Below are 23031 nucleotides of genomic sequence, written 5' to 3' on the forward strand. Positions count from 1 at the left end.
AAAACTTAATTTTGGGTTTGGTCGAGTACCAAACCAACGCCGACTGTCGACGCCCAGTCTTGCCAATCTTGCAAATCTGACGCTGTCATTGTTCTCTCCGCCAGTACCAACAGGCTGGAATCCACCAGATCCATAAGGTCTTCCAACGTGTCAGGGTCCAGAATTTGGCGGGTTTCAAGAATGACGAAACCATAGTTTTCTTTGCACAATGCGATCAGACTGCTCAATTCTTGCGAAAGCATCCCGGCCAAACCGGCGCCATTGCTGATACCGGAAGCACACACAAATGGGATCAAATCAAACGATTCATATTCCTGCAGACGTGCAACCCGCTCGGGAGCCTGCGATTGACCCGTGGCATGAGAGACCTGCTGAGCATTTTGACGCCGATCCTGTATTGAGATGACGACCGGATGGAAACCGGCATCAATTGCAAATTCACGCAAAATATCGGCCGTGATGTCCTGCGCGCCTCCGGAATGCGCAGATGTTACCAACAGACTTACATTGTCTTCTTCAAGATTTTTATCGAGAAATTGCTCGATGGCTTCATGATAGCCTGCCACCAGGTCATCGATCAGATCTTCATCATTCCCTTCAGCTTCGCGCATATCAGGCAGCGTGAGTAGAACAGCACTGCCACTTGGTTCTGTTTCTTCGATAACGGCGCGTTTGCTCCGCTCCACTTCGCCTTGTGCAGGACTAGCCGTAGCATCCATGTTGGCTTTTGAACGATCCCAATGGATGATTGTGTCGCTCTCGTCCGGTTGCGGGTCGTTGATTTCGGGCGTACCCACCGGCACCAAGGGTTCCTTGGGTTTGATTTGCTTGGCACTGTCGGAGCGGTCTGTATGAGCGAGAGCGGTCTTTGGCTCATTGAGGAACTCCTCAACAGGCCGGTCCAGATAATTACTGACGGGCTGGACCCGCTGTTGTGTCTGCACACCAGCATAAGACATAGAAGAACGGCCCGATGGTCTGTTATTCTGCTGTTGAGGCATTGCAAATGCCTCTTTGATCAGTGCAACCAAAACACCGAAACCAAATCCGAGCACAAACAACACAGGCAAGACCAGCTTCAAAGACGGCTTGGTGGATTTAAAAGGTATCGGGGCCTTAGAGACGATACGCGCTTCACTAAATTGTAGCTGGCTTTGTTCGTCAGTGAGTTTGTAGCGGGCCAAAAATTGTTCATAGAGATTGCGATTGGCGGAGGCTTCGCGTTCCAAAGTGGCCAATTCAACCATTGCTTTGTTGAGCTGGATCGACCGCGCACGCGCATCTGCCAACTGGCGCTCCAGTGATTGCTTCTTGGCTTCAGCTGTCTCATAGGATTGCTTGGTGCGCTGAACAAGACGTCTGCGCTCCTGTGAAATCTGCGTGGCGATAATTCTTTGCTGTTCTTTGTTGGCCAACATCCGCGGATGCCGTGCGCCAAGCGTTTGGCTCAACTCGGCAGCGGAGCGGCGCAACCGGCTCTGCTCCTGCATAAGCTGATCCAGATTGGTAAACTGGCCACTTTGATTGAGGTTAGCGCTGGCTGGCACACCATCTTTTCTGGCTTGCTCATAGCGGGCACGCGCCTCGGCCAGCTCTGTTTTTGCTGTGGCCAGTTGCCCCACCAACGACGTAAGCTGCTGATTATCGAGTGTGCCCTGGGCACCGGCTTCTACAATTCCGTTGCGCGCCTGATAAGCGGCGACCGCATTCTCTGATTTTGTCAGGTTGGTTTGCAGCAAAGTGAGGCGCTCTAATAGCCACGTGGTCGCTTCCTCGCTGCTGGATCTGCGTATATTATTCTGATCACTTACAAAGGCTTCTGCCATGCCGTTTGCGTATTTGGCGGCATTTTCCTTCACTTTGGATTTATAATAGACTTCAACGATATAGGTCGCACCCTGACGGGTAGCAGACATATTTTCGCGAAACATACCAATCAGTTCGGTCTTGTTTGTTGCATCGGCAAAAGCGGGGTCATCCGCGACGTCCAATTGATCGACGACTTTGTCCAGAAATCCATCACTGTTCATGATTTCGACATAGCTGGCTAGCGCGGCTGCATCACCACCAATACCAGACAAAACAGTCTCCGAACTCGTCACCTGAGGTTGGCGCGGATCAACAAGAATCAAGGCTTTTGTCGCGTATGTGTCTGGCAGAACAAAATAGATGGCCAGTCCGGCCACGACCACTAGCGCGGCGACCATGGATATCGAAAATGCATTCTTGCGAAAGAAATTCAACATGGCCCGAGGATGGATCAAGCCGGTCCAGACATCAGATTGATCATTTTCTTCATTGATTGAATGGTCTGAATTAAAAGCGCGTGCCTGAGACGCAGATGAGCGAGCCATGGCTTTGGTTGTGCCTTGCTCCGGCTTGGAACTTGGCTGCCAATCAAGGTCACTCTTTTTCTTTTTGCGTCCAAACATACAATTCATCCTGCCAACATAACATCCAACCATCCTGCATTTGCAATCATAGGTCGGGTGCTCGAACCAAACGGCAACTCATGTCCATAGGAGCGCCAAATTCGCTCCATACTTTCTCGCAGTATGGGTGGATGGTATTGAGACTTGGTTAACCATAAGGCAAATCACACAGATCGCTCTCTGCGTCTGCATATACGGCTACCCAGATGAGGCAAAGCTGACTGACGATAGATGGTTAAAGCGTACCGACCGGCTTGCGTATGCGCTGAACGATCCTGCGTAGCAAAGGCATTTTGGGACGGAGAATGGCTCCATCAATGGTCTCGAGACGGCCCACACGGTTGAGCGTATGCAATTTGCATCCCGGCCAATGGCTATTTGGCCCAAGCTTGGTCAGCAATTTTTGTTCATACCGCTCCGGTGTGAGCTTGGTGACTTCAACCAGATTCAATCCCCCACCGTAAAATTCCGTACAATCTTGCACAGGGCGAAATAATTTGCCGTCCTGTTTGACGAAATTGCCTGCAGGTCGAGCGGTCGCGGTGTCAATCAATACCGGATTCTGGGCATGTGGAGACCAAGGGCCAAGCAGATCGTCCGCATAGAATATTGACAAACAATCCGAATATCCCCCCGCGCCATCGCGGATGACACAGAAGATCCACCATTTGTCATCGTGTTGGGTGATCGTCACATCGGCGGCATCAATGTCAGACATGATGACATGGCATCGCTCCCAACCAAAGGGGAAGTTTCGGGCCTTATAAAGCGCGATATCCCTGTTCTCTGATGTTTCAGGGATCATGTATGTCTCGCCCTGATGCTCAAGCAAGAAGGGATAGGAAAGATGATAATCCTCTTCCAGGCATGTCTGAGTTGGTCCCGGTTTCCCCTTGTCGTCAAACTCAACCACGGAAATGATACCCTGTTGGGTGTGATGATCAAGGTCTTCGAAGAACAGATAATAACGACCATTGCGCAGCCACGGCACAGGGTCGGCATAGAAATGGCTCTCTTCATCGGCAAGAACCTGCCACTCTTCTCCTTCCAGACTGTGACGGCTCCACACATCATCCTGATCAACCCAGCGCCACCCAACGCGCCAATGGCTTGCGCGACATAGCTGGTAATAGACCTTTTTGAGATTTGCCATAACTTGAGATTTGGCCGTCCGCAGTGCGATCGTCATAGCGCTGGGAAGGTTTGAGTCTTGCTTGACGAGCGGTTGCACCCAACGGTTTGGATTGCTGAGGAAAGCACTGAGCAGGGTAATCAGTCGGGCAAAGACCTGATCCATAGACCCGATAACGCCGACGGCCAACTCAGGAGAGGGTTGAGCGGTCGCGACAATGTCCCCCGTAGCGTCGCGAAACGCGACCTGGGGCAAGCCGGACTGCATAATTGAGGCAATAAGGGCTTTTTCTCCGGCATAACCATTATACAGAATGGTCACAGAACGCTTGGCCGCAGGGGCCTTGCCGTCGCCAACCAAGTCAACGGTCAGATCATAGTCGATGTCTTCATAAACAGTCGCCGTCACATCTTGCAGCTGGGCAGCAGGAAACGGTTCTGCGCCAATGCCAGCACCGTTGTGATGCTGACGCAGTTCAAAGGCCAGTAACGTCTCGATATAGTCGGGATGCGGCTTCGGTTCGGCCCAAGTGATATAGCTCTCTACACCGCAGTCTTCTTTGAGGCGTTCCACCAATGTCTTGTGCCAAAGACGGCTTTGAGAAGGATCAATATAAATACAGATATTCATGCCGTAGAGACCCCCTTGATTGTAAGCTCAGCTTGCTCTTTATCACTTAATATCTTCTCATATCGATCAACCATGGCATCCATCGAATACATAGTTTTGAGTTTTTTTGACGACTGTATCAGAGCTTGGGCCTGATCTTTGTCTGACAGCAAGGTCCGTATCGGGGCGATAAAGCTGTCAGGATCTTCGCTATCAGCAAACAGCGAGCAAGGCCCAGAATCAGTTTTCAAGACTTCGCGCAGAACGGGAATGCCGTTTGAAACCAACGGCAACCCTGTTTGCGCGGCTTCGACAGCGGCCAACCCGAAGGTTTCGGCTTCTGATGGGAACACAAACAGGTCCATCGCAGCCAATAGGTCCCCAACTTCGTTTGATTCCATCTCACCGGTAAAATATGTGCGGTCTGAAACACCCAGATCAGCGGCGAGTTGGCGTAGATTGTTTTCATCAGGCCCCTGCCCACCCAAGACCAAATGCCAACTTTCATCATGGACAAGCGCCCGAACCGCAATATCTAGACGTTTCATCGCATTGAGACGCGCCACCGACCCCAGAAGGGTCACGGTCTGCGGCAAGCCAAACTTTTCGCGTGCCTGCTGTTTAGTCAAAGCCGAGCTTTTGTCTTTGAACCCGTGCGGCACATAAACAATGCGTTCGGTGTAACGTTTGGGGAAATCGGCATATTCACCGGCAGTGTCAGCAGAATTGACCGTGATCGTGTCATACATGCCCAGACTACCAAATAATTTATCGACCCGTCTGATGGTATCATTCATCGCGGCCTGCGCCGAAACCTGATTGGCCACCACATGGCGGACTCCGGCAAGACGAGCTGCGGGAGCGCCAAATAGGTTGCCATAATGCTGGAATGTCAGAACCACGTCGGGTTTGATCTCACGGATCTGTTTCACGAGCCGGAAAAGAAATACCAAAAAAGCCATCGGCGACCCGGGCCTTTGATCGGCACAAAAAGACGTATTCGGCACGGCATCAAAAGCATCTGTCTTGCGATAGAAAAACAGATGCTGGACTTCATGCCCCCTGCTTTCCAACCCGTCGCCCAGATGGCGCGCGATTTCCTGTGCACCAGCATTTTCCGCCTGAGTTTGGACAATTAGTATTTTTTGACGGGTTTTCATGGCTGGTCTTTCACGCAAATGTCGGAGTGGTAGATGTTTCTGGTCTATGTGATCCTGTGAACAGATCTGGCGGCACGCGTTTGTTATGGGACGGCTTCTTCTACAGCTGGAGCTGTTTTCTCAACCCCGTCTGGTGGCACGTCGGTGCTGGGAAGAATAAAGCGCAAAATGGAAGGATCCATACCAGTGAAATGGCGGCAGTAATAATTGAGCAGCAAAGCCATCGCGACCATCACCGAAGCGGTGACGGTTGCAGCACCAATGATGCCGAAATATGGCACAATCAGAAAAAAGCCCATCACACGAAACAGGACAGACGCAGTGACGACCTTCATGTAACCGCCCTCGTGACCGGTCAGCATCAGGAAACTGGGTGCCGGTCCGTTAGCGGCTGTCAGGCCGGTGCCAATGGAGAGGATCAAAAGCACATAATAATAGTCCATATAGCTGCGACCAAAAATCATCAGCATATATTCGCCACCAATGATCACACAGAGCAGGCCACCCGCAACGATGATCAAGCTCATGCCCGCCATCAAATTGAGCGTGTGTTTGAGCGCGGGGATATCACGCGCAAAATAAAGACCGGGAACACGGCGTGTGCCGAAGGTGTTGAGACCGCTTGCTGCTAAAGCAAAGGCATTGGATAGGCGTGCTGCTACGAAATAGGCACCCGCTGCAACTGGATCAAGCAACATACCGATCAGGAAAACTTCCATATGTTGATTGCTGGCTTCCATAATAGCGGCAAGCCACAAACGAACGGAGCGAGGCGTCCATTCTTTCAAGTCATATTCCGGTTTAACCGATCCGACCTGACGTTTGACTTCTCGTGCAACAATATAGGCCTGAGATACAATGACCAACACCAAGCCGAAGGCAAACACGGTAAGGATTTCCGTCGTGTCGACCGCACGTCCCATTAAGAGACAAACGGTTAGAAAGACGATCGCAATGGCCCGCCATGTGATCTCATAATGGGCGTCGCCAACCTTAATACCAACGATGGCTCGAGCTGCATGAGAGCTGTAGAGCGACAATGTGTTGGTCGCAAGAAATGCGATAGCGGCAACACCAAGCGGCCATTTATCCTTGATGGTAAGGGGTGTCCAGTCCGTATTGGTATGGAAAAAGACCCACAGCAGAATAGATATAACAACAACACCTGCGCTGGAAACGAACCAGCCATATCGTAAGGCCCCAACGGCAAACCCAGGACGACCATTGGCTAGATATTCACTCCAGGACCGAACCACTTGCAGCTCTTGCCCAGCGGCAGCCACAATGGAAAGGATTGAAACCACGGAAAAAAGGATTGAAAAGCGGCCAAACTCCTCAACGCCTGAAGCATTGGCTGCAAGAGAAAAAAGGGCAAATGCAATGACCGCGCTGGCCATCTTCATCAGCATAGTGCCAGCAATGCCCTGAGCAACCTTGTTGCTGAACAACTGCTTTATCTTGTTTGTCACCGAAGAAGATGTTTCCACCGTATCTGTCATTGCCCGCTTACCTACATCCCCGTCGGATGGTTTTATGGGTAGATGTCCGATAAGCGCGATTATTTGCCCATTTTTCCATCTGCCTTATGTTGCGAACATCAGATTAAACACATCTTCCAGAATATTCCGTTACTCGGTATGTTTAACAAATTGCCAAACTGGCGCTTTCATCAAGCGGAAGCAAAAGCACACTTGATGCTGTCACCGTCCGGTCACTTGATAGACAATGAGCCCAACAAACTCTTTTATTGCATGATTGGCCCGATTCATTTTCCCTGCCGGGTACCAGTCTGAAAAAAACCGCGACGGGTCGGTGCGATGGTCAACGGGAAAAGGAACCAGATTGCTCCAGCCCGACTTTTCAAAACTGCGCATAGCCCTTGGCATATGAAAGGCGCTGGTGACCAAGATCCAACGCTTGGTCACGTCTGCCCCGACCAACGCAGCCGACAAGGTAGCATTCTCGGCGGTGTTGCGCGCCTTTTCTTCCAGCACAAGTCGATTGCCGTCCAGACCTATATCCACCAACAATTCACCCGTCATAGACGCTTCACTGCGGATGCTTTGTTGTAAAATTTCGCTTACAGGAGACGCGCTGCCGCCAGACACAAGAACTTTGGCTGCGGGCCATTGCCGAGCCAAACGGGCTGTTTGAACCACCCTGTCCCCTGCCTCATTTAGCTCGACCAGATTCCAGTATTGCGTGTGATTGGGAATGGCGCTCCCGCCCAATAGAATAATGCCGTGGATTGGATCGCCCGTCGTCAGTTCAGGATTGGCCGGATAGATGCGCTCCAGTTGGTAATATACAATATCGGTCAAAGGCGAAATGACCAGCAGCAACAGGATCAAAGTCGCAGCCAGTGTAAGGCTAGCGTAATTTAGTGATCCCCGCCAGAGCGCTATCAGTGCCAACGCCAACCCCAAGACTAGCCAACTTTCAACCAGCAAGAAAAGGCCGACGACTTTAGAGAGTATGAAAAAAACCGTCGCAATCATAATTTTACCATGGGTGTGTTTCACCGTTCCATTTAAAAAAGCCACCTGTATCGGCGATCGTCAATCTATCTGTCGTGTCAGCAATGCCTTGGGCACTTTCGCAGGGTGTTATGTCCGCCGAAGGGCCGCCCATATCGGTTTGAACCCAGCCGGGATGGAACAAAACACAGGTGATGCCTTCGTCTTTCAGCTCCAATGCCAGAGTTTTCATAACCTTGTTGACGGCGGCTTTTGAAGAATTATACGCATATTTTCCGGTGCTGATATAAGATAGAGCGCCCAGTTGGCTGGATATCGTTACAATCTTGGCGTTTGACGCAGCACGCAATCCGGGCAACAAAGTCTGGGCAATACGCATTGGCGCGATGGTGTTGACCGCGAGGGTATGGGCCCAGGCATCATAGTCTATATCACCAAGCGTTTGCCGGTCTCCGCCCATGATGCCTGCGTTGTTAATAAGCAAATCAATCGGCTGACCGGACAGTGCCTCACCCAATTTTTGCACCAAAACTGCGTTTGTCACGTCCAGTGAATGCAAGGTAATGCGGCCTAGATTGCTAGTCACCAGTTCCCTTAAGGCATCTGCCTTTTCGGGCTCTCGGCAGCAGGCATGCACGTGCCATGTGTCTCGCGACAAATAGGCTTTCACCAACTCCAGTCCAACGCCCCGATTGCTGCCTGTGATTACACAATGCTTCATTGTTCTTCCTTCAATTGAATTTTTCTTATTCTTGATAGCGGATTCGAGGGATTGTAGCGCGGATATTTTGGGCGGATTGAGGATGGAGCCGAAACGGGCTCAACTCGAGACACACCTTCTCATGTTCGGTCTTGGTTAACCCCAGTCTCTCATAATATAAAGATTTCTTTATATCCTTATTGCTTTGTCATAGGCCACTTGTTATATCTCCCTCAAACAATGGGCCGCGATGCTGCCCCAGATGCAAAGGAATCATCATGGCTGATTATGTCGTTAAAGATTTGTCCCTGGCCGATTGGGGACGCAAAGAAATTAAAATTGCTGAAACAGAAATGCCTGGTCTCATGCAGACCCGTGAAGAATTTGGCGCAGCACAGCCATTGAAGGGCGCACGGATCACCGGCTCTCTGCATATGACCATTCAGACTGCTGTTCTGATCGAAACTTTGCAGGCACTGGGCGCTGAAGTGCGTTGGGCGACTTGTAACATTTTCTCCACTCAGGACCATGCCGCTGCGGCGATCGCTGTGACCGGCACCCCGATTTACGCAATCAAAGGGGAAAGCCTTGAAGACTATTGGTCCTATGTCGACCGCATTTTTGATTGGCCAGATGGAGAAGGTCCGAACCTGATTCTCGATGATGGCGGTGATGCAACAATGTATATCCTTCTCGGCGCAAAAGTTGATGCTGGCGAAGATGTCCTGCAAAACCCTGAGAATGAAGAAGAAGAAGTGGTCAAAGCGCAGATTTACAAACGCGCCAAGGCAACACCGGGTTGGTTCACCAAAATCCGCGACGGCATTCTAGGGGTTTCTGAAGAAACCACCACCGGTGTGCACCGTCTGTATCATCTGGCAAAAGCGGGCGACTTGCCTTTCCCTGCGATTAACGTCAATGACTCGGTCACCAAATCCAAATTCGACAACCTGTATGGTTGCCGTGAGTCTCTGGTTGATGGCATCAAGCGCGCCACTGACGTGATGATTTCAGGTAAAGTTGCTGTAGTTGCCGGTTTTGGTGACGTGGGCAAAGGTTCTGCTGAATCTCTGCGCTCGCAAGGTGCTCGCGTGATCGTCACCGAGATCGATCCCATCTGTGCACTGCAAGCCTCCATGCAAGGCTATGAAGTCACGACCATGGAAGATGCTGTGCCGCAAGGTGATATCTTTGTGACCACCACAGGCAACAAAGACGTTCTGACCATTGAGCACATGCGTGGCATGAAAGATCGTGCCATCGTTTGTAACATTGGTCACTTTGACAGTGAGATCCAGATTGGCGCTTTGAAAAACCTGACTTGGCACAATGTGAAACCTCAGGTGGATGAAGTCGAATTCCCGGATGGCAAACGGATTATCGTTTTGGCCGAAGGTCGTTTGGTGAACCTTGGTTGCGCCACGGGTCACCCATCCTTCGTGATGTCTGCAAGCTTCACCAACCAGACACTGGCCCAGATGGAATTGTGGTCCAACCACGCCAGCTATGGCAAAGACGTTTACGTGCTGCCAAAAGCACTCGACGAGAAGGTTGCGATGCTGCATTTGGAGAAACTCGGGGTCAAATTGACCACTCTGAGCAAAGAACAAGCCGATTATATCGGTGTGCCTGTGGAAGGACCGTTCAAACCAGAGCACTATCGCTACTAGGTGAAAAATTAATGTTTCGTTAAGGAATGGCGGTTTTACAATAGGTTGGACCGCACTGACCTTTCATTTGAAATGAATACGCCCTGTTCCATATCGAACAGGGCGTATTTTTTTGCGCAATTTTCTATCTGGACTCTTCAGCCGGAGTCCCCAAGAGGGTAATGTTAAGTGATTCGGTCAGGATCGGAAGAGGCCCCGGTCCTGATCGACAAAGTGCGTACCCAAACTGTATCTGTTGCGTTGTGTCGAAGGCATATCCCCGATCATTCTAATCGGGGGAGCGTGAGAGGAGTCTGTCTCGTGAGGCGGCTCATTGCACGCAGTGACAACAGGTGCGGAATGCTTACGACAAAACTAGAATTTGGATCAGGCTATCTGGTTCAGAGTATCTCGTTTGGTCATGGTGACCGACAGGTGCTCAAATAACTTTGAGTGATCAAGCAAGCGAGACCGGATAAAATCCATCTTTCTACTTGAAGCAGCGGCGAAAGGACGAACAAGATGCCGAAAAACGGCCTGTTCGGAGACACCAAAAAAAAATATTGTCTCACTTCATCCAAGACCTGTCTCTCCAAAGCAGGTCGATCAATCCTGTCTTTGCAGGCAGTGTTTTTGAGCAGCATTTTTTGTGTAATCAGTTACGCTGCATCTGCACAAAATGCTACCGTTGATCTGGTTGGCGACAGCACGCCGGCCATCGGTTCCGAAGAATCCCTGCTTCCTATGATCCCTGACATCCCGCTCGATTTGGCCCCCGCATTCACCGCCCCCTTGCCCGGAGAATTGGCCATGAGTGAATTGCTTATCCTGTCCTTATTTTGTGCTCTTATTATATTTTCTTTGCTTACCGGCTGGGCCTTTATGCGCGAAAAACGCCGCGGGCGTGGGTATTTGCTGGCAGCCAATACGGCGCTGCAAACGTTACAAGCCCGCCTGGATCAATCCGAGAGTCTCCTCAACGCCTCAGACCAATTGATGGTGATTTGGAATGGTCCTTCGTCGACCCCCGAAATCAGTGGCAGTTTGGCGAATGAGGGTGATCAATTGCCTCAAGGCACAGGCATTCTGGCTTTTGGTAACTGGCTTCATATCGAATGTGCCCAACAGGTGGAGCAGGCTATTGATATGCTGCGGACCACCGGTCAACGCTTTGTATTAAACGCAGAGACCCTAAGCGGGGGCTTTGTTGAAATAAAAGGATCTGTGTCTGGCTCTCGTGCACTGATGCAACTGCGCATTCTACAGGGTGATGATCAAGATCGCGCACGCCTGACCTATGAAGCCAATCGTCAAGCCAACGAACTGGCGCGCCTCAAGCATTTGCTAGATGCCGTGCCAATGCCGATCTGGTCTCGCGATGATGAAGGCAGACTAAGCTGGATCAACCAAGCCTACAGTCAGGCTGTCGAAGGAGAAAGCATTGACGCCGTCCTGCAGTCACAAATAGAATTGCTTGATCAACGCGGTCGGGACGCCATGCAGCAAGCACAAAGTTTACATGCAGACGATGACGTAACCGTCAGCCGCCAACCTGTTATCGTTGCAGGCAAACGACAGATTTTCGACATTGTCGATATAGATGCCCAATCCGGTACTGTTGGCATTGCCACTGATGCTTCTGAAGTTGAAGCCGCTGAAAAAGCGCTCGAACGCATGCAGGCCTTTCACGCCAACACGATGGATCAACTGACAACACCGGTCGCCATTTTTGATTCAACACAACAGCTGCAATATTTTAACGCAGCCTATAGTGCGCAGTTCAAGCTGGACCCATCCTTCTTGGAGTCCCACCCTCAGGAAAGCGCCATTCTTGATCGACTAAGAACCAACCGCAGCTTGCCCGAGCAGGCCGACTATCAAAGCTGGAAGGCGGACTTCATGTCCTCCTACCGCGATGTCGATGCAAAGGAACATTGGTGGTATCTGCCTGACGGTCAATCTCTGCGGGTTATTTCTGCGCCCAATCCAGATGGCGGCGTTACCTATTTGTTTGAGAATGTAACAGAACGCCTCGACCTTGAAAAACGCTACAATGCCCTTATTCGCATGCAAAGCGAAACGCTCGATCATCTCAATGATGGTGTGGTCGTATTCGGCACCGACGGCCGCATGCGCGTCTCCAACCCAGCTTTCACACGCCTTTGGGATATACCCAGCGACCTATTAAAAGACCAGCCCCATGTTGCCGCTGTCGTGGAATGGTGTCGGCGCAAATTTGGCGACGAAACCGTTTGGTCCAAACTGAAGGGCAGCGTTGTGGGGCTTGAAGACAAACGTGAAGGCGTGGTTGGACAGATGGAATGCCTCGACGGCAGATTCCTTGATTATGCCGCGATCCCTCTGCCTGATGGCGCGACGATGATCACCTTTGTCGATGTGACTGATAATGTGACGGTTGAGCGTGGATTGCAAGATCGCAACGAAGCCCTGCTTGCTGCAGATCAACTGAAAAACACCTTCATCCAGCATGTTTCCTATGAGCTCAGATCACCGCTGACCAACATTATCGGGTTTACCGAATTGTTGACCAGCGAGGCCTTTGGATCTCTTAATGATCGACAGCGCGAATATACAGACCATATCATGACCTCCAGCTCTTCATTGCTGGCCATTGTTAATGACATTCTCGATCTGGCCACGATTGACGCGGGGATTATGGCGCTAGAACTGGGGCAAGTGGATCCGGTGGATTCAATCCGCGCCGCTGCAGAAGGGCTGCAAGACCGCCTGACAGAGAAAGACATTCGCCTCGATATTTCCGTCGCCGAGAATATGGGCGAGTTTGTTGGAGATCAAAAACGTGTGCGTCAGGTGTTGTTCAATCTGATTTCCAATGCCATCGCCTTTTCAGACGAAAAATCCGAGATTTCCATTGTCGCCGATCGCAACGACGATAGCATCAGTTTTGCGGTACAAGATCATGGCTGTGGCATGCCAGCCAGTTATCAAACGACTGCATTTGACCGCTTTGAAAGCCGCAAAGCAGGGCCAAGTCGACGCGGTGCTGGTTTGGGGTTGTCGATTGTGAAAAGCTTCGTGGAGTTGCATGGTGGTACCATCAGTGTGGAAAGCAACGAAGGCAGTGGCACCCAAGTAACCTGCGTCTTCCCCATAGAGCCCAAAACAGCTACCAATGCCAGCACTCAAGCGGCAGAATAGATATCGACACCAACCCAAAGAATGCTATATCCAGCGGAGTCGTAATAACCGACCAATTTCAGTCTTCTTGTTTCATGCGATTTCAGGATCCCAATGTCTGACCGCACACACTCTTCCCACCTCCCCGACAGTGGCTGGTCCTATTGTTTCCCACACCTCTCAGAAGCGGCCAGTTCTGCACTCGCTGCGGATATCGCCTGCCTTGTACAGCAAGGTGATATTCTGGCGCTTGATGGTGATCTTGGTCTTGGCAAAAGCACATTTGCCCGCGCACTGCTAAGGGCCCGCGCCGAAAACCCGGATCTGGAAGTGCCAAGTCCAACATTCACGCTGGTGCAAACCTATGATTTCCCCAATGAAGACGCGGATTTGGAAATCAGTCATTTCGATCTTTACCGGATCGGCGATTTTGAAGAGTTGTTCGAAATCGGATTGGAAGACAGTTGGCAAAGTGGCTGCGCCCTGATCGAGTGGCCAGACCGCGCCGAAGAACTCCTGCCTGAACAAAGTCTTTGGTTGCGATTTGAAAATGGAGCCGACAGCCAAAGTCGCAAACTCACTTTGTTTGGCGACTGTTCATGGGGCGAGCGCTTGCAACGGATGTGCCAGAAACGACAATTGTTGATTGATTGCGGCTGGGAAGACGGTATACGCGCACCGATCAAGGGAGACTTGTCGCCCCGCAACTATGATCGCGTGCACCGCCCCGATGAGCCCCCCAAAAAGATATCGACGTCTGCCATTTTGATGGATATGCCCGAGCGCCAACCGGGACCGGTATTATCCGATGGACGCCTTTATGACCATGTTGCCCACCGTGTCACCAAACTGGCACCAATGATCTGCACGCGCGAAGGATTGCAGAAACTGGGGCTTAAGGTGCCTGAAGTTTATGGATTTGCCTTGCAAGAAGGTTTAGCGCTGTGGGAAGATTTTGGCGCACAGACCTTAACCGAAGGGCCGGACAAGCCTGTTGAAGAGCGGTATTTGGCCACGGTTTCTGCCTTGGCGGACCTTCATAATCAGCCATTGCCTGATGCCTTTGAGACAACAGCGGGCCGGCATGAATTGTCCCACTATGATGAGGATGCCTTTGGCGTAGAACTGGATGTGTTTGTTGATTTCTTTTGGCCACATGTCAAAATGGCCTCTTGCCCACCAGCTTTGCGAGCAGAGTTCCATCAATTGTGGCGTCCATTGCTAACCCACTTGACGGCTTCAGAACAGGTTTTGGTTCTGCGCGATGTTCAAGACCCAAATTGTTTTTGGCTTGACGTGACGACCAGAAAAGGGCCGGTTGGTTTTATCGACTTCCAGGACTGCCTTATTGGGCCATCGGCCTATGATCTGGCTGCACTGGCGATGGATGCGCGGGTAACGATTCCGGTTCATCTCGCAGAGAAAATGGTAACCGCATACAAAAGCAAACGGGACCTGAATGCAGAGGCCAGCGCGGCGTTTGATGCAGCCTTTTGCCTATGCGCATGCCAACGCACAATGAAGAATCTGGGTGCCTTTGCTCGCGCTGCTGATCAAGCGGGCCGGCCCGACTATCTCGATCATATCCCCCGCAGTCTTGACTATCTTACCAGAGCTATGACCCATCCCCTTCTTTCGGAACTGAAAGACTGGTATGGGTCTCAGGATTTTCCCATTTAACGTTTTAAAACAACACATACGGACGTCTTCCATGACCATTGTCAACCGCCCTGCAACCGGAATGATCCTTGCTGCCGGATTGGGTAAACGCATGCGCCCACTTTCTGCGATCACACCAAAACCATTGATCCCTGTGGCAGGGCAAGCCATGATCGATAGGGCGTTGTCTGCCCTTGCTCTGGCGAAGGTTTCACGCACTGTAATTAATGTGCATTATCTGGCGGATTTGGTTGAAGTTCACGTTAGGAAACATGCCCACATGGATATTGTTATTTCTGACGAACGGGAGGAACTGCTTGAGACCGGAGGGGGTATTACCAAAGCTCTGCCGATGATCGGCGAAGCCCCTTTCTATGTGCTCAATTCAGACAGTTTCTGGATGGAGGGTGCGGTTAGCAATCTCGATATTCTTGCCAACCATTGGATACCCGATGACATGGATGCCCTGTTGCTTTTGTCGCCTACCGTCCAAGCGGTTGGCTATCAGGGCAGAGGCGACTTTTTGATGGATCCATTTGGCCGCTTGCGCCGCCGTAAAGCCCACGAAGTGTCTCCATTCGTCTATAGCGGGGCCGCAATTATGCACCCTCGCCTGTTCGACGGTGCCTCCGCAACGTGCCATTCCTTAAATGTGCAATTTGACAAAGCAATCGCCGAAGACAGGCTTTATGGTGTGATCATGGATGGCACTTGGATGCATGTTGGCACTCCGTCTGCGATACCACTGGCTGAAAGAGCCATCGCCGAAAGTGCTCCGATTGGACGATTGCCCTAAACTGCCTTGCAGTTTAAAAGAAAGCCCCTCATAGCCCACCAACCGGAAACGAGTTTACCATGCAGGATCTTGCTGAGAATGGCGCCAATACCTTCTCTATATCGCCTGCCAGCCCGTTTTTGGCGACACTGATCGATGCCCTGATTGACGGCAAGCTCGTACCGGGTTTTCGCCCGGATAACCCAAGCGATCTGGGCCGCGCTATCCTATATGTGCCAACGCGCCGCACAGCGGATGCATTGAAGGCGGGCTTTTTACCCCATTTGCAAAAACGCGGCTGGCAAAGTGTTATTCTACCCAAAATCCATGTGATTGGTGATGTCGAAGAAGATCTTTTGCCATTGAAAGTTGCTGCGGGGGGCTCCGACGGCTTTTGGGACCTGCCCACAGCGATGGATGGAATACAACGCCGCCTGACCATGACCAATCTGGTGCATCAATGGGCGGCCAGATATGCCCGCGACGTATTAGAGCTCACCAACAACGAACCCTTGCATGTGTCCGCGACACCAACCGATGCGGCCTATATGGCCATTGATCTGTTGGCATTGATTGACGCCGTCCACAGGGAGCGGTCCGACTGGTCATTGTTGGATGGGTTGGTGCCCGAGGATTACGGCACCTTTTGGCAAATGAGTCTGCAATTTCTCAAAATCGCGACGGAATTCTGGCCTAACCATCTCAGGGAACTGGGACTGGTCGATCCGGTTGAGCGGCGCAACGCTGTTTTGGCCGCAGAAATTCAGGCTATCCAAGCCCATGACGGCCCGATCATTGCAGCCGGATCGACCGGTTCTATTCCGGCGACGCTGGATTTTTTGTCTGCGGTTGCACGTCATCCACGCGGGGCTTTGGTGTTGCCCGGACTGGATTATCATCTTGATGAAGACAGCTGGCAGGCAATCGGGCAATTGCATCCTAAACCCGGTGATGCCAGCCCCGTTGCCGGTCACCCGCAATTCAACCTCAAGCAATTGCTGGACAGTATGGGGTTGCAACGCACTGACGTTACCGACCTGTCCGTGCTCGACCCAGCGTTCGTGACACGGGCCCAGTTGATCAGCGAAGCCTTGCGTCCAGCCGAGACAACTGAAAAATGGGGTGCTGCTTTGGCGTTACTGTCTCAGGCAGATCGCGCTGATGCCTTGCATGGAGTTGCACTTGCAGAGGCCGGCAACGAGCAGGAAGAAGCCCGTGTTGCGGCCCTTGCCTTGCGCGAAGTGCTCGAAAGGCCCGACGGACGTGCGGCTCTGGTGACGCCCGACAGGGCTTTGGCTCGCCGTGTGCTGCTGGAACTCAAACGCTGGAATATTAGAGTTGAAGACACAGCGGGCATGCCACTGGCCGAAACGCCGCCTGCCCTGTTGTTGCGCCTGATGGTGGAATGTCTGGTCAAACAATATGATCCGGTTCTGTTACTGGCGCTGCTCAAGCATCCTTTGGCTTCCTTCGGTATGCCTCGCGCCGATGTGCGACGAGCTGCCCGTTTTCTTGAAGTGAATGTCTTACGTGGACCGCGATTGGGCGCAGGCCTGCTACCACTGCAGCATGAATTGGCGCGTCAGATGACGGTGGCGCAGGAGAAGGCCCAAAAGAGGGCCAAAGACGGGATATCCGACGATTTTCCCGAAAGCTTACCAGAGGCATGGCTCGAAAACTGGCAACTCGCTGTGCAATTACTTGACCGACTGGGCGAAGCCATCAAGCCAGTAGAAACCTTATTTGAGGAAGATGACGCCTCGACATTCGGCGCGTGGATCAACGCAGTGATTACAGCACTGGAAGCGGTGGCAGCAAACAGAGAAGGTATGCCCGATCGGCTTTATGATGAAGCGGCAGGACGCTCCTTGCAAGCCTTCTTTGATCGCGCCAGTCAGGCAGGTGAAGGCATGATGAGCCTCGACGCCAGTGATGTCGCGCCGTTTTTGGTGGCCATGATGTCCGGCGAAACTGTACTGTCCCATGGAGATGGCGATCCGCGCTTGCAATTACTCGGCACATTGGAAGCGCGGCTTTTGGATGTGGATCGGGTGGTAATTGGTGGCCTCAACGAAGGCTCCTGGCCTGCAGACACCAAAACAGATGCGTGGTTATCGCGCCCTATGCGAGCAGGCATGAAGCTGGAACCGCCAGAGCGCAGGATTGGACTTGCTGCGCATGACTTTGCCCAAGCCATGGGGCGCAATGAAGTTGTGTTGATCCGGGCCTTGAAAATGGGTGGGCAACCCAGCGTTCCAAGCCGCTGGCTTCAACGACTAGAGGCCGTTGCCGGAGATCAGGCCCGCACAGAGATGAAGGATCGAGGCCGCCAATATACCCAATGGGCACGCCAGCTGGATGCACCCGAACGCCTGCTCACTTTGGATCGCCCCGCCCCGGTACCTCCATTGGAGGCAAGGCCTCGCAACCTGTCAGTCACCGAAATTGAAACTTGGGTGCGAGATCCTTATGCGCTTTATGCCAAACATGTGCTGAACCTTCGTCGACTGGACGCCATCGGTACAGCCCCCGGCGGGGCGGAAAAAGGCTCTATCATTCATGATATTCTGGGCCGCTTCACGCAGGAATGGCAGGGCCCCTTTGACGATAGCGCCGTTACACGGCTATTGGAAATGGGCCACGAGGCCTTTCAACAATATGAGAATTTCCCCGATTTATTGGCCTTTTGGTGGCCCCGTTTTGAACGCATTGCCCACTGGTTCATAGTGGAGTGGGAAGCCCCACAAGCCCACAAAGTAGCTGGTCGTTATGCGGAGATTTCTGGCTCTATCACCCTGCCGGTGCGTGGAGGGGATTTCATCCTGCGTGGGCGTGCTGACCGGTTGGATATCATGGTCGATGACAGCCTGTCTGTGATCGACTTCAAAACCGGCATGCCGCCAAGTGCCAAACAAGTGTTGCCCGGCTTTGCACCACAATTGGCACTTGAAGGCTACATGGCCAAGAAGGGTGGTTTCAAGGACATCCCGAAGGGCATTGAAGTGAGCAATATGGCTTGGATTCGCCTGTCTGGCGGGCGTAAAGCGGGCGAAGTGAAAACCGGCGTAGAAAAAGACTATGCAGCGGAAGACATAGTAGATCTGATCGGCCAGCGTTTACTGGCCTTGATCACCGCCTATGACGATCCGGCCAAAGGATATCCTTCCCGCGCTCGACCGATGTTTGAACGGTTTGAGAATCCTTATGACCATTTGGCGCGTGTGAAGGAATGGTCCCTTCACGGCGAGGAGGAATAAGCATGGCTTTCCAAATTCCCGCCGACACCCTTGATGCACAGGCCCGCGCTTCTGATCCGAAAAACTCCGCGTGGGTGAGCGCTAATGCAGGCTCGGGCAAAACCTTTGTTTTGGCGCGACGCGTTATCCGGCTTTTGTTGGCAGGCACCGAACCATCGCGCATTCTTTGCCTTACCTTTACAAAGGCCGCTGCGGCAGAAATGTCCAATCGCGTGTTTGCCGAGTTAGGCAGCTGGACTGAATTGTCCGATGATGAGCTGCGGCAGAAATTGGAAGAGCTGGAAGGCAACAAACCCTCAGAGGCAACTCTGCAGCTAGCAAGACGCCTGTTTGCGCGGGCCTTGGAAACGCCTGGGGGATTGAAAATCCAAACATTGCATGCGTTTGCGGAGCGGCTGCTGCATCAGTTCCCGCTGGAAGCCAACGTTCCGGCCCATTTCGAGATTCTTGATGATCAACTGGCGTCCGATTTATTGGGAGCGGCTCTTTCGCATGTGATGCGAACCGCACGGCTTGAGATCCGACCTGCATGGTCCTCTGCGCTCAACCAGCTGATCACGCATATGGGTGACATGGACATTCAAAGCGCATTGATATCGCTGGTGCGCGACCGCGAGGGTTTTGGCCGATTTATGGAAGCCAGCGAAATGCGAATCGAGAGCAACGGTGCGGTTGGACTGGACGCAGCGCTTGCCCATCTCAGAGATGTGCTGGGGCTTGAAGCCGGCGACAACATGCAAGCTTTAGAAGCCGCAGTGCCGTTCGGGCCCAACTTCCCGAAAAGCTATATCGCGGAACTCGTTCCGCTGTTTGAAACGGGCGGTAAGCGAGACAAAGAACAAGCTGCCTTGATGCGGACTGTTTTGGCCAGTTCGTCCCCTATTGAACAGGCTTCTGTGTGGCGCAGTTTGTTCCGCAAAAAAGATGGCGCCGCCAAGGCTCTTTCAACCACAGCGTCAAAAAAGATACTGGCATCAGATGGCGCTTTACAAAGCATGATCGAGCAGGAGCAAGACCGGCTGGATATTTTGCAGGACAAAACAAATGCGCTTCTGACGTTGGAAATGAGCCGCGCATTGTTCACTTTGGCAGAGGGCGTCATCGGCTATTATGAGCGGGCAAAAGCGGCGCGTGGGTTGATGGATTTCGACGATTTGATCTTCAAGGCAGCAAACTTGCTAAAGCCCGTCAACGCCGCCGCATGGGTGCATTATAAACTGGATCAGGGCATTGATCATATCCTAGTCGACGAAGCACAGGACACCAATCCGAACCAGTGGATGATCATTCGGCAATTGGGCGAAGAATTTTTCTCTGGTGAGGGCGCGCGGCCCGACACTCAACGTACCATTTTTGCCGTGGGCGACGAGAAACAATCAATTTATTCATTCCAAGGGGCCCAGCCCCAATGGTTTGCCGATATGCGTGATTTTTTCAAAACTCGGGCAAAAGCGGCGGACAAACCTTTCCACGACCTCAAACTGCGTTTGTCTTTCCGCTCCACACCGCATGTGTTGCGATCGGTCGATGAAGTCTTTTCTAATGCCACCACCTATGAAGCATTGTCGTCGGACAAAGAGGCCACCGTGCATGAACCAATCCGGCACAGAGACCCCGGACTGGTTGAGGTCTGGCCTCTTTTTGAGCCACAGGAGCAACAGGACGAAGAAGATTGGGCCAAACCTTTGGATGCTCAAGGCGACACGAGCCCCGAGGTTGTTTTGGCCAAGGTGATTGCCAAAACCATCTTCCAGTGGTTGGAGGATGGTGAGCATCTGGAGGGAAGCGGCAAACCGATTTCAGCCGGTGATGTGTTGGTTTTGGTACGCAAGCGCGGTCCTTTTGTCACTGCCGTGAACCGCGCCTTGAAGGAAGCAGGGTTGCCGGTGGCTGGCGCAGACAGGCTGGCGCTTTTGGATCATATCGCGGTAATGGATCTGTTGGCGTTGGGTGATGTCATGTTGCTGCCTGAGGATGATCTATCCCTAGCTGCGGTTTTGAAAAGTCCGCTGTTTGGTTTAAGCGAGGATAGATTGTTCGACCTTGCTCATGCGCATGGTGGGCGAAAAACCAAGCTGTGGGATACCCTCAAAGCGCGAGCAGAAAAAGGGCGAGCCGAGGATAGCGACTTCGCGGCCATCTTTACACAGCTCGCCAGTTGGCAGAGCCAGATTGACTTCCAGCCGCCGTTTGACTTCTTTGCCCAGATTTTGGGACCAGATGGCAAACGGCAGGCATTTATCGAGAGGCTGGGGCCGGAAGCTGATGAAGTGATGGACGAATTGCTCTCCCGTGCGCTGGATTTCGAAAAAAATCAAACCCCGAACCTGCAAGCCTTTTTGGCAGCGATGCGTCAGGGCGGGGCAGAAATCAAACGTGACATGGGGGCGGCATCCAATCAGATCCGCGTGATGACTGTGCATGGTTCCAAGGGGTTGGAAGCTCCGATTGTATTTTTGGTTGACGGTACAGGACAACCAGCCAATGCGCGCCACCATCCCAATCTGGTCAAGCTGCCTGCCGCGAACGGTGGGCCAGAATTGATGGCGTGGAAAGCACCGCGTGCGGACCAGCCTGCACCGATTGCGGCCAGCCTGAGCCATTGGGATGCACTGGCTGAAGAAGAGTATTTACGCCTTCTCTATGTGGGCATGACACGCGCTGAAGATCGGCTTTATCTATGCGGTTACAATGGTGTACGTGGCCCGGCAGAAAATTGTTGGTACGAGGTTGCGCGCCGTGCCTTGTCGGCAGAATTGCAAGATGTAGCGCATCCTGTCACTGGCGACACCATCCACCGTTGGCAATTGCAAGGCACCTTTGCACCCAAGGCGGTTCAAACTCCAGTAGCGCAACCGGCGACACCGAGCAAGGAGGCTATGCCGGACTGGGTCAAACAGCCAGCAGCACCTGCCCCCGCTTTGATACCCTTGTTACAGCCCTCCCGAGCCGCAGAAAAAATAGAAGCGGATCAGAGCGCATTTTTTGGACCAGCGACAGGTGCGTTAAAAGGCCGTGTGCATGATTGGGAACCACGCCGCCGAGGCACCCTGATCCACTCTTTGTTCGAGCATTTGCCACAATTGCCAGCACAAAGGCAGCAGCATGCAGGGCTTGCCTATTTGGCGCGGGTTGCCAAAGATATGCCATTGGAAGCCAGACAGGACATGCTGGCAGAAATATTGGCCCTGTTGCGCCAGCCTGACTTTGCCGATTTGTTCGGGCCAGATAGTCAGGCAGAAGTCTCGTTGACTGGCTGGGTTGATGTCAATAATGAACGCCATGCCGTTTCGGGTCAGATTGATCGCTTGGTCATCACACCCAACGCAGTTGTGGTGGTCGATTATAAAACGAATCGACATGTACCAGAGACGCAAGCAGAAATTCCTGTTGCCTATCAGGTGCAGATGGCGCTCTATGCGCGGCTTTTGCAGCCTCTTTATCCAGGGAAAAAAATTCTAACGTTGCTGCTTTGGACGGCTGTCCCTTCCATAATGGCGGTGAATGAAGCACAGCGACAATCAGCCCTTGATCAGATTGGCGTGAACGCAATCATTGGTCCTTGACGCACGCCAAGTGAGTACCTACCTTCAAGACAAAGGCGCAATATTCAAATATCAACGAATATTGATAAACCCAACCAGCCCCGATCGTTTCTCAGCTTCGAACGAGGGCGTTTTGGAAAGAGGCAAATTATGGCTATTGTAAATGCTACCGACGCAAATTTCGCTGAAGAAATTAAAGGCGACGTCCCTGTGGTTGTTGATTTTTGGGCTGAATGGTGTGGTCCATGCAAAATGATTGCTCCCATCCTGAGCGAAATTGACACCGACAAAGCCGGTGCTGTGAAAATCGTCAAAGTGAATGTTGACGAAAATCCAAACACTGCCGCTCAGTTCGGGGTGCGTTCCATCCCTACCCTGCTGCTGTTTAAAGGCGGGGAAGCTGTGGCGATGAAAGTGGGTGCCGCACCAAAATCAGATCTGGAAAAATGGATCGAAACCGGCGCGTAAAGCAACCGG

General features: G+C 52.2%; 13 protein-coding genes. 7 read left to right on the plus strand and 6 right to left on the minus strand.

All coding sequences use genetic code 11. The annotated features are described in order from the left end of the window. Nucleotides 1-5: 5 nt before the first annotated feature. The 6 genes from C0081_RS17395 to C0081_RS17420 form a co-directional block, all read right to left on the minus strand. Nucleotides 6-2432, minus strand: coding sequence for a GumC family protein (locus C0081_RS17395; protein WP_180966948.1), 2427 nt, complete (start codon nt 2430-2432; stop codon nt 6-8). A 235-nt stretch (nt 2433-2667) separates the two neighbouring features. Continuing rightward, complete coding sequence (locus tag C0081_RS17400) at nt 2668-4194, minus strand: glucosamine inositolphosphorylceramide transferase family protein (RefSeq protein WP_101535121.1); 1527 nt, start codon at nt 4192-4194, stop codon at nt 2668-2670. Further along, nucleotides 4191-5333, minus strand: coding sequence for a glycosyltransferase family 4 protein (locus tag C0081_RS17405; protein WP_101535122.1), 1143 nt, complete (start codon nt 5331-5333; stop codon nt 4191-4193). The genes C0081_RS17400 and C0081_RS17405 overlap by 4 nt, the downstream gene beginning before the upstream one ends. A gap of 83 nt (nt 5334-5416) precedes the next feature. Next, nucleotides 5417-6832: a lipopolysaccharide biosynthesis protein gene (locus C0081_RS17410; protein ID WP_101535123.1), complete on the minus strand. Its 1416-nt coding sequence runs from the start codon at nt 6830-6832 to the stop codon at nt 5417-5419. Nucleotides 6833-7033: 201 nt separating this feature from the next. Beyond that, nucleotides 7034-7831, minus strand: coding sequence for a YdcF family protein (locus tag C0081_RS17415; protein WP_101535124.1), 798 nt, complete (start codon nt 7829-7831; stop codon nt 7034-7036). Nucleotides 7832-7835: 4 nt separating this feature from the next. Next, on the minus strand, nt 7836-8531 hold the full coding sequence (locus tag C0081_RS17420; RefSeq protein ID WP_101535125.1) for an SDR family oxidoreductase: 696 nt from the start codon (nt 8529-8531) through the stop codon (nt 7836-7838). 257 nt (nt 8532-8788) lie between these two features. Between C0081_RS17420 and ahcY the strand changes: the two genes are divergently transcribed. The 7 genes from ahcY (at nt 8789) to trxA (ending at nt 23022) form a co-directional block, all read left to right on the plus strand. Beyond that, nucleotides 8789-10180 (plus strand): adenosylhomocysteinase, encoded by a 1392-nt coding sequence (ahcY, locus tag C0081_RS17425; RefSeq protein WP_101535126.1) that lies wholly within the window; start codon nt 8789-8791, stop codon nt 10178-10180. A 501-nt stretch (nt 10181-10681) separates the two neighbouring features. Then, nucleotides 10682-13339 (plus strand): sensor histidine kinase, encoded by a 2658-nt coding sequence (locus C0081_RS17430; RefSeq protein ID WP_101535127.1) that lies wholly within the window; start codon nt 10682-10684, stop codon nt 13337-13339. A 93-nt stretch (nt 13340-13432) separates the two neighbouring features. Next, nucleotides 13433-14998, plus strand: a complete 1566-nt coding sequence (gene tsaE, locus C0081_RS17435; RefSeq protein WP_101535128.1) for a tRNA (adenosine(37)-N6)-threonylcarbamoyltransferase complex ATPase subunit type 1 TsaE — start codon at nt 13433-13435, stop codon at nt 14996-14998. 31 nt (nt 14999-15029) lie between these two features. Continuing rightward, nucleotides 15030-15773, plus strand: coding sequence for a nucleotidyltransferase family protein (locus C0081_RS17440; protein WP_101535129.1), 744 nt, complete (start codon nt 15030-15032; stop codon nt 15771-15773). Nucleotides 15774-15832: 59 nt separating this feature from the next. After that, nucleotides 15833-19009 carry a double-strand break repair protein AddB gene (gene addB / locus C0081_RS17445; protein ID WP_101535130.1) on the plus strand — a complete coding sequence of 1059 codons (3177 nt, stop codon included), beginning with the start codon at nt 15833-15835 and terminating at the stop codon, nt 19007-19009. 2 nt (nt 19010-19011) lie between these two features. Then, a complete protein-coding gene (addA, locus tag C0081_RS17450) occupies nt 19012-22575 on the plus strand; it encodes a double-strand break repair helicase AddA (protein ID WP_180966949.1) in 3564 nt (1187 codons plus the stop codon). A gap of 129 nt (nt 22576-22704) precedes the next feature. Beyond that, the gene (trxA, locus tag C0081_RS17455) at nt 22705-23022 is read left to right on the plus strand and encodes a thioredoxin (RefSeq protein ID WP_101535132.1); all 318 of its coding nucleotides are present in this window, start codon (nt 22705-22707) and stop codon (nt 23020-23022) included. Nucleotides 23023-23031: the final 9 nt, after the last annotated feature.

It is taken from the genome of Cohaesibacter celericrescens (assembly GCF_002866925.1).
Taxonomy (GTDB): domain Bacteria; phylum Pseudomonadota; class Alphaproteobacteria; order Rhizobiales; family Cohaesibacteraceae; genus Cohaesibacter; species Cohaesibacter celericrescens.